Source organism: Mammaliicoccus sp. A-M4 (assembly GCF_022386955.1).
GTDB classification, from domain to species: Bacteria; Bacillota; Bacilli; order Staphylococcales; family Staphylococcaceae; genus Mammaliicoccus; species Mammaliicoccus lentus.
On sequence record NZ_JAJNHH010000044.1, the window covers coordinates 1 to 244 of the forward strand.

1 rRNA gene is annotated in these 244 nt (G+C 36.1%); it reads left to right on the forward strand.

The features are described from left to right. Positions 1–67, forward strand: a 16S ribosomal RNA gene (locus LQ682_RS14100); the annotation flags it as partial. Between the last annotated feature and the right edge of the window lie 177 nt (positions 68–244).

The window sequence follows — 244 nt, forward strand, 5'->3', positions numbered from 1 at the left end:
ACAGATGATTGGGGTGAAGTCGTAACAAGGTAGCCGTATCGGAAGGTGCGGCTGGATCACCTCCTTTCTAAGGATATTACGGAATGACCATAAGGTCATGGAATAACGGAGACATATTGTATTCAGTTTTGAATGTTTATTTGACATTCAACATTGCACATTGAAAACTAGATAAGTAAGCAAATAGATTTTACCAAGCAAAAAACCGAGTGAATTTTTAACGAAATTCAACAAGCTTAATAAT